The sequence below is a fragment of the Mesorhizobium sp. M7A.F.Ca.CA.002.05.1.1 genome, assembly GCF_003998335.1.
Classification (GTDB): Bacteria; Pseudomonadota; Alphaproteobacteria; order Rhizobiales; family Rhizobiaceae; genus Mesorhizobium.
Genome location: NZ_RZQI01000292.1, coordinates 1 through 6,497, shown reverse-complemented (window position 1 = coordinate 6,497; position 6,497 = coordinate 1). Strand labels below are relative to the sequence as shown.

Genomic DNA, 6,497 nt, shown 5'->3' with positions numbered 1-6,497 from the left:
TTCCGAATTGAGTGCCGCCTCTTCGGTGCGAAGGCGCTCGAGAATGTCCGCATTGTCGCGGACCATGCGCTCTTCACGTGCGATATCGCCGTCGAGCTGCTGTAGCCGGCGCTCGAGTTCGCTCTGACGGGCGCGGATGCGGCCGGCTTCCTCCTCGATCTGCGACTTGGCGATCGACAGGCGCTGGAAGGCAGCAGCGGCGGCGGCTTCCGCGTCGCGCAAATCCGGCAATCGGTGAGCACCGATACCTTGCTCCCTGGCGGCGGCCATCTGGGCCGCGGCGCGGTCGCCGACAAGGGCTGTCGCAACCGCCAGCGCCGAACGCGCCTCGCCTTCCTGGGTCTTGGCCAGCGTCCAGCGCAGATGCAACAGCGTCGCTTCGGCCTTGCGGATATCGGCCGACAGGTTCTTGAAGCGGGAGGCCTGGCGCGCCTGGCGCTTCAGGCTTTCGATCTGGCTTTCCAGCTCGCCGACGACGTCGTCCAGTCGTTCGAGGTTCTGCTCGGCCGCCTTCAGCCGCAGTTCTGCCTCGTGGCGGCGGGTGTGCAGGCCGGAAATGCCTGCTGCCTCTTCGAGCAGCGCGCGGCGTGCCTGCGGCTTGGCCTGGATCAGTTCGCCGATGCGGCCCTGACCGACCATCGACGGCGAACGCGCGCCGGTCGACTGGTCGGCGAACAGAAGCTGCACGTCCTTGGCGCGCGCCTCCTTGCCGTTGATACGGTAAAGCGAGCCGGCCTCACGCTCGATGCGGCGCGACACCTGCAATTCGTCGGCATCGTTGAAGGCAGCGGGCGCCGAGCGGTCACTGTTGTCGAGGAAAAGTGTGACTTCGGCGGTGTTGCGTGCCGGGCGCGTGCCCGAGCCGGAAAAGATGACGTCGTCCATGCCGGACGCGCGCATGTTCTTGTAGGAGCTTTCGCCCATCACCCAGCGCAGCGCCTCGACAAGGTTCGACTTGCCGCAGCCGTTCGGCCCGACAATGCCGGTCAGTCCGCGTTCGATGACGAACTCGCCGGGCTCGACGAAGGACTTGAAACCGAGGAGGCGAAGGCGCGAAAACTTCATTCGCGCCGCCCACTAAGCGGATTACCGTGGTTTTGCGATGAGAATTCGCGGCACGACCGGAAGCCGCGCACGCCGAAGCGCCGCCGCCTCAGGGCTGACTGGACGTCAGAGCAGAGGGTCGATGATGGCCGACATTTCCTCAATCGACATCGCCCCCTTGTAGGTCTTACCGTTGATGAAGAAGGTCGGTGTCGAGTCGACCTTGAATTCATTGGCGCCACGCTTCTGGACCGATCTCACATCGTCCAGAAGTTTCTGGTCCGTCAAGCAGGCCTCGAAGGACTCCTGTGTAAAACCGGCGAGCTTCGAGATTTGCAGCAGTGCATCCTTGGTGTTCTGAACGCCAGCCCAGTTCGCCTGCTGCCTGAACAGGACGTCGACCATAGGGTAGTAGTTGTCCTTGGCGCAGCGCGCCAGCATAAAACCGGCTTCGGCACTCGGATCGAACGGGAATTCGCGCAGGATGTAGCGCGCCTTGCCGGTGTCGATGTACTTGGTCTTCAGGTCCGGAAAGGTGGTCTCGGCGAAATGCGCGCAGTGCGGGCAGGTCATCGAGGCGTATTCGACGATGGTGACCTTGGCGTCGTCCTTGCCAAGCTGTTTGTCGGGCAGCGCACCCGGCTTCATCAGTTCCGCCATGTCCACGGTGCCCTGGGCTTCCGGCGCGGTGGCGGCGGCCGGCGTGGCCGGCGTCGCGGGGGCGGCCGGGGCCGCAGGTTTCACATCCGCGGCCTTCGCCTCCTCGCCAGAGTCGCTGCAGGCGGCGAGCAGGGCCACCGCCGGAATGGCGGCCAGCGAAGACAGGACGTTTCTGCGAGACAAGCTTTGGCCAAACGGGGGACGGTTCATACGAATCACCTGACAAGGGTTGGATTTTGCAATGCAAAGACACGAAAAGGCGAGAGTTGGCGCGAATTAAGGCATCTCGATCCCCAATCCAATCGCGAAACCTGACAAGGGCGATCACGAATGCGAGATAGTGACGACGAATCCATGACTTTCTTCAAGACGCCTATGATTTTCTCTCCCCAATAATGGTCGCGCCAAGTTTCTCCAACGAGGCGCGCAGTTCATCATTATCGACCAGGCCGACAGTTCCCGACAATTTCGTCTTCTCAGCCGCCGTCAGCGGCCTCAGGGCCGGTTTGCGCCTTCCTTTGTCGGTTGTCACCGGCTTCTGCAGGATCCTGATGCGATTGATGGCGGTGAAGCCGAGGAAGGCGTTGACCCGGTTGATGATCTCGCCCGTCTCGTGCTGCAGATGAAGTGCCGCCATGCCTTCGCAGGCAATGACCAGCACGGCCGGCTCGAACGGATCGTCCTCATGCATACGGCGCGGCCACTGGATTTTTTCGGGGCGCGAATGGCTGGCCAGCCGCGGGCCGGCGATCTCGTCCCATGACTGGACGAGGCCGATCGAAATGCCAGCCCGCTTGCGCAGCACCGGATCGAGGATCCTGGTCGCGAGATCGCTGACCGGGACGGGATTGCCGTAGGGCGTTCTGCCTGCCATGTACGTCCTCCAGCCAAGACCCCAGCAGATACCGGCCAGGCCGATACAGATCAATGGCACCAGCAGACCAGACCCGCAAGACCGTATCCTGGGATAGTGGCAAAGCCACATCCGGGGACAGCAGCAGAGCTGCATCCGGAGATAGCAGCAGAGCTGCATCCGGGCATATCGCGTCCCGCCTGCTAGGCTGGTACGACGTGCACCACCGTGAATTGCCGTGGCGCATCACGCCTCGTGAGCATGCGCGCGGCGTGCGGCCTGATCCCTACCGTATCTGGCTCTCCGAGGTCATGCTGCAGCAGACCACCGTCGAAGCGGTGAAGGCCTATTTCCGGATTTTCGTCGAGAAATGGCCCGATGTCGAGGCGCTGGCCGCGGCGCCTGCGGAGGACGTGATGAAGGCCTGGGCCGGGCTCGGCTACTACTCCCGCGCCCGCAATCTCAAGGCGTGTGCCGATCTTGTGGCCGCGCGTGGCGGCCGGTTTCCCGACACGGAAACGGCTTTGAGAGAACTGCCAGGCATCGGCGCCTATACGTCGGCGGCCATCACGGCGATTGCCTTCGACCGTCCCGCCGCCGTTGTCGACGGCAATGTCGAACGCGTCATCTCCCGGCTGTTTTCGATCGCAACCCCGCTCAGCGAAGCCAAGCCCGAAATCCGTGCCCATGTCGAGCGCATGGTGCCCGGGACAAGGCCTGGCGACTTCGCCCAGGCGATGATGGATCTCGGCGCCACCATCTGCACGCCACGCCGGCCGCGCTGCATGCTATGCCCGCTGCGCGAAGACTGCAGCGCGGTCGTTTCAGGCGATCCCGAGCACTTCCCGGTGCGCCTGCCCAAGGCCGACAAGCCGCAGCGGCACGGCGCGGCCTTTGTCGCCGTGCGGGCCGACGGCGCCATCCTTCTGCGCAAACGGGCGGAGAAGGGTTTGCTCGGCGGCATGACCGAGGTGCCGACGACGGGCTGGACCGCGCGGATCGATGGGGCGACCACGGAAGCGGCCGCGCCCTTTCCCGGCGACTGGCGGTATGCGGGCCGCATTGCGCATGTCTTCACGCATTTCGCTCTCCAACTCGAAGTCTTTCACGCTCACATCAAAGGTGATGCGCCAGACGGGCATTTCTGGTCGCTCGCTCACGAGATTTCCGGCGAGGCGCTGCCGACTGTCATGAAAAAGGCAATCGAGGCTGCGATACCCGGCGCGACGAAAAAGCCGTCGCCACACAGTGCAAAGAGGCCCCATGACTGAAATACGCCACATCGTTTTCGACATCGGCAGAGTGCTGATCCACTACGATCCCAACATTCCGTTCAGCCGCCTCATTCCGGATGCCGAAGAGAGAAAGTGGTTTTTCGACAATGTCTGCACGCATGATTGGAACATCGAGCAGGATCGCGGCCGCACCTGGGAAGAGGCCGAGGCGCTGCTGATCGCGGACCATCCCGATCACGCGGAAAACATCCGCGGGTTCCGCCGCCACTGGCACGAGATGGTTCCACATGCCTATGACGACAGTGTCGCCATCATGCTCGGTCTGATCGAGAGCGGCCACGACGTGACCATGCTGACCAACTTCGCCAGCGACACGCTGGCCGAAGCCCGCGAGCGCTTCGATTTCCTCAACCGCCCGCGCGGCGTCACCATCTCGGGCGAGATCGGCATGATCAAGCCGGATCGCGGCATCTACGATCACCACGTCGCCGCATTCGGCCTCGAACCGGCGGCCACGCTGTTCATCGATGACAGCCAGAAGAACGTCGATGGCGCGAAGGCGGCAGGCTGGCAGTCGGTGCTGTTCACCGATGCAGAGACGCTTCAAGCAGACCTCGAACGTCTCGGAATCAAGGCTTGATTTGAATCACTTCGCGCGATCCGTTGAGCCTTTGAATCAACGGCATTCGAAGCAATTGGCAGGGGTTCAGGCCCCTGCCCGCTCCATGCCGAGCCGCGCGATGCGGCGAAGCTCGTCGATCGGGGTCAGGCCACCGCTGCGCTCATAATGCCAGAAGGTCCAGCCGTTGCAGGCATCCAGCCCCTGCACTTCGGCGCCGATCTTGTGGATCGAACCGGCGCTGTCGCCGATCGCCACAGTACCGTCGGCGCGCACCTTGGCGGCCCAGCGCTTCTTGGCGTCGTAGAGCGTCGCACCCGGCATCATCAGGCCGGTGTCGATCAGGCTGACGAAAGCAACGCGCGGCTCGGCGCGCTTGCCGGTCAGCACGGTGAGATCGGCGCCATCCAGTGGCCGCACCGCGTCGATGCGCTCGTTGGCGGCGTCGATATAGGCCTGCTCGCGTTCGATGCCGACGAAATGGCGGCCGAGACGCTTGGCCACCGCGCCGGTGGTGCCGGAGCCGAAAAAGGGATCGAGCACGATGTCGCCCGGTTTGGTCGAGGCCATCATGATGCGGGCAAGCAGCGCTTCCGGCTTCTGCGTCGGGTGCAGCTTGTCGCCATTGTCGTTCTTCAGCCGCTCGCCGCCGGTGCAGATCGGAAACAGCCAGTCGGAGCGCATCTGGATATCGTCGTTGGACGCCTTCATCGCTTCGTAGTTGAAAGTGTACCCCTTGCCCTTCTGGTCGCGGGTGGCCCAGATCATCGTCTCATGCGCGTTCTGGAAGCGGCGGCCGCGGAAATTCGGCATCGGGTTGGTCTTGCGCCAGACCACGTCGTTGAGGATCCAGAAGCCGAGATCCTGCATCTTGGCGCCGACACGGAAGATGTTGTGATAGGAGCCGATGACCCAGATGGTGCCGTTGGGTTTCAGCACCCGGCGCGCCGCCAGCAGCCAGGCCCGCGTGAAAGCGTCATAGGCCTCGAAACTCTCGAACTGGTCCCATTCGTCATCGACGGCGTCGACCTTCGACTGGTCGGGGCGGTGCAGGTCGCCGTCGAGCTGCAGATTGTAGGGCGGATCGGCGAAGATGACGTCGATCGATTTTTCGGGCAGCCGGTCGAGCGCGGCGACGCAGTCGCCCTTGAGGATCGTGTCCAGCCATTCGGATTGCTGGGGGGCGTGGGATAGCTCGTCGAGAAGACGCACGGCAGACATTCTGACACCCAGGGCACGCGTTACTGTTTACTCCTGGTTATGGTTACCGATCAGCGTAAATATTCCGTGAAGGCCAAGGCACGGGTGGGGCGAATTTGCGAAGGCGGCCCTGTTGGTGTATGCCGCGCCGCCTGAGCCTTCCGAGGCCACTTCGCCCTCCCATTGTCCGGATCACCATGCCCCAGCCAGACCTTGTCATCTTCGATTGCGACGGCGTGCTCGTCGATTCCGAGATCATCGCCGCCCGTGTCGACGCCGAGCTTTTGACCTTGGCAGGATACGAGATATCGGCTGAGGAGATTTCGGAGAGCTATGCCGGCCTGACCTTCAAGGACATCATGCTGCGGGTCGAGGAAAAGTCCCGCATCCCCTTCCAGGCCTCTCTGATCGACAGGGAGGAACAATTGGTCGACCGCAAACTGCGCAGCGACGTCCGCGCCATCGATGGCGCGCGCGAGGCCGTTGCCGCGGTAACCGTGCCGCGCTGCGTCTGCTCGAATTCACGCTCCGAGCGGATCGAATTCATGCTGGAGAAGGTGCATCTTTTGCCGTTTTTCGCCGACCGGATTTTTTCGGCGATGGAAACACCGACCGGGAAAACGAAACCGGCGCCGGACGTGTTCCTGTTCGCGGCGGAGAAACTCAACGCCAACCCGGCAAACACTTTCGTCATCGAGGATTCCGTGCACGGCGTCCACGGCGCAAGGGCGGCGGGCATGCGGGTGATCGGCTTCACCGGAGCCGCCCACAGCTATCCCGGCCATGCCGACGCGCTCACCGAGGCCGGCGCCGAGACGGTGATCCGCCGCTGGGCGGAGCTGAAAAGCGTGATCGCGGCGCTGTCGGAGTGGTCGGACGCCTGAGA

Annotated in this window: 7 protein-coding genes; 3 read left to right on the top strand and 4 right to left on the bottom strand. The window is 63.4% G+C overall.

What is annotated here, in order from left to right; translation table 11 throughout:
* The 3 genes from EN939_RS16450 to EN939_RS16440 form a co-directional block, all read right to left on the bottom strand.
* The coding region (locus tag EN939_RS16450; protein ID WP_164751026.1) for an AAA family ATPase at nucleotides 1–1,065 on the bottom strand (1,065 nt) is incomplete at its 3' end.
* A gap of 105 nt (nucleotides 1,066–1,170) precedes the next feature.
* Nucleotides 1,171–1,914, bottom strand: a complete 744-nt coding sequence (locus tag EN939_RS16445) for a DsbA family protein (protein ID WP_127268828.1) — start codon at nucleotides 1,912–1,914, stop codon at nucleotides 1,171–1,173.
* Nucleotides 1,915–2,077: 163 nt separating this feature from the next.
* Complete coding sequence (locus EN939_RS16440; protein ID WP_127268827.1) at nucleotides 2,078–2,578, bottom strand: DUF721 domain-containing protein; 501 nt, start codon at nucleotides 2,576–2,578, stop codon at nucleotides 2,078–2,080.
* A 53-nt stretch (nucleotides 2,579–2,631) separates the two neighbouring features.
* Between EN939_RS16440 and mutY the strand changes: the two genes are divergently transcribed.
* Both mutY and EN939_RS16430 read left to right on the top strand, forming a co-directional pair.
* On the top strand, nucleotides 2,632–3,828 hold the full coding sequence (gene mutY, locus EN939_RS16435) for an A/G-specific adenine glycosylase (RefSeq protein ID WP_127268826.1): 1,197 nt from the start codon (nucleotides 2,632–2,634) through the stop codon (nucleotides 3,826–3,828).
* Nucleotides 3,821–4,432: an HAD family hydrolase gene (locus tag EN939_RS16430; protein ID WP_127268825.1), complete on the top strand. Its 612-nt coding sequence runs from the start codon at nucleotides 3,821–3,823 to the stop codon at nucleotides 4,430–4,432. Before mutY ends, EN939_RS16430 begins: the two co-directional genes overlap by 8 nt.
* A gap of 66 nt (nucleotides 4,433–4,498) precedes the next feature.
* Here EN939_RS16430 and EN939_RS16425 read toward each other — a convergent pair whose 3' ends face one another.
* Entirely contained in the window at nucleotides 4,499–5,632 is a 1,134-nt protein-coding gene (locus tag EN939_RS16425) for a site-specific DNA-methyltransferase (RefSeq protein ID WP_127268824.1), read from the bottom strand.
* A 176-nt stretch (nucleotides 5,633–5,808) separates the two neighbouring features.
* On the opposite strand from EN939_RS16425, the gene EN939_RS16420 reads away from it, so the two are divergent.
* On the top strand, nucleotides 5,809–6,495 hold the full coding sequence (locus EN939_RS16420) for an HAD family hydrolase (protein ID WP_127268823.1): 687 nt from the start codon (nucleotides 5,809–5,811) through the stop codon (nucleotides 6,493–6,495).
* Nucleotides 6,496–6,497: the final 2 nt, after the last annotated feature.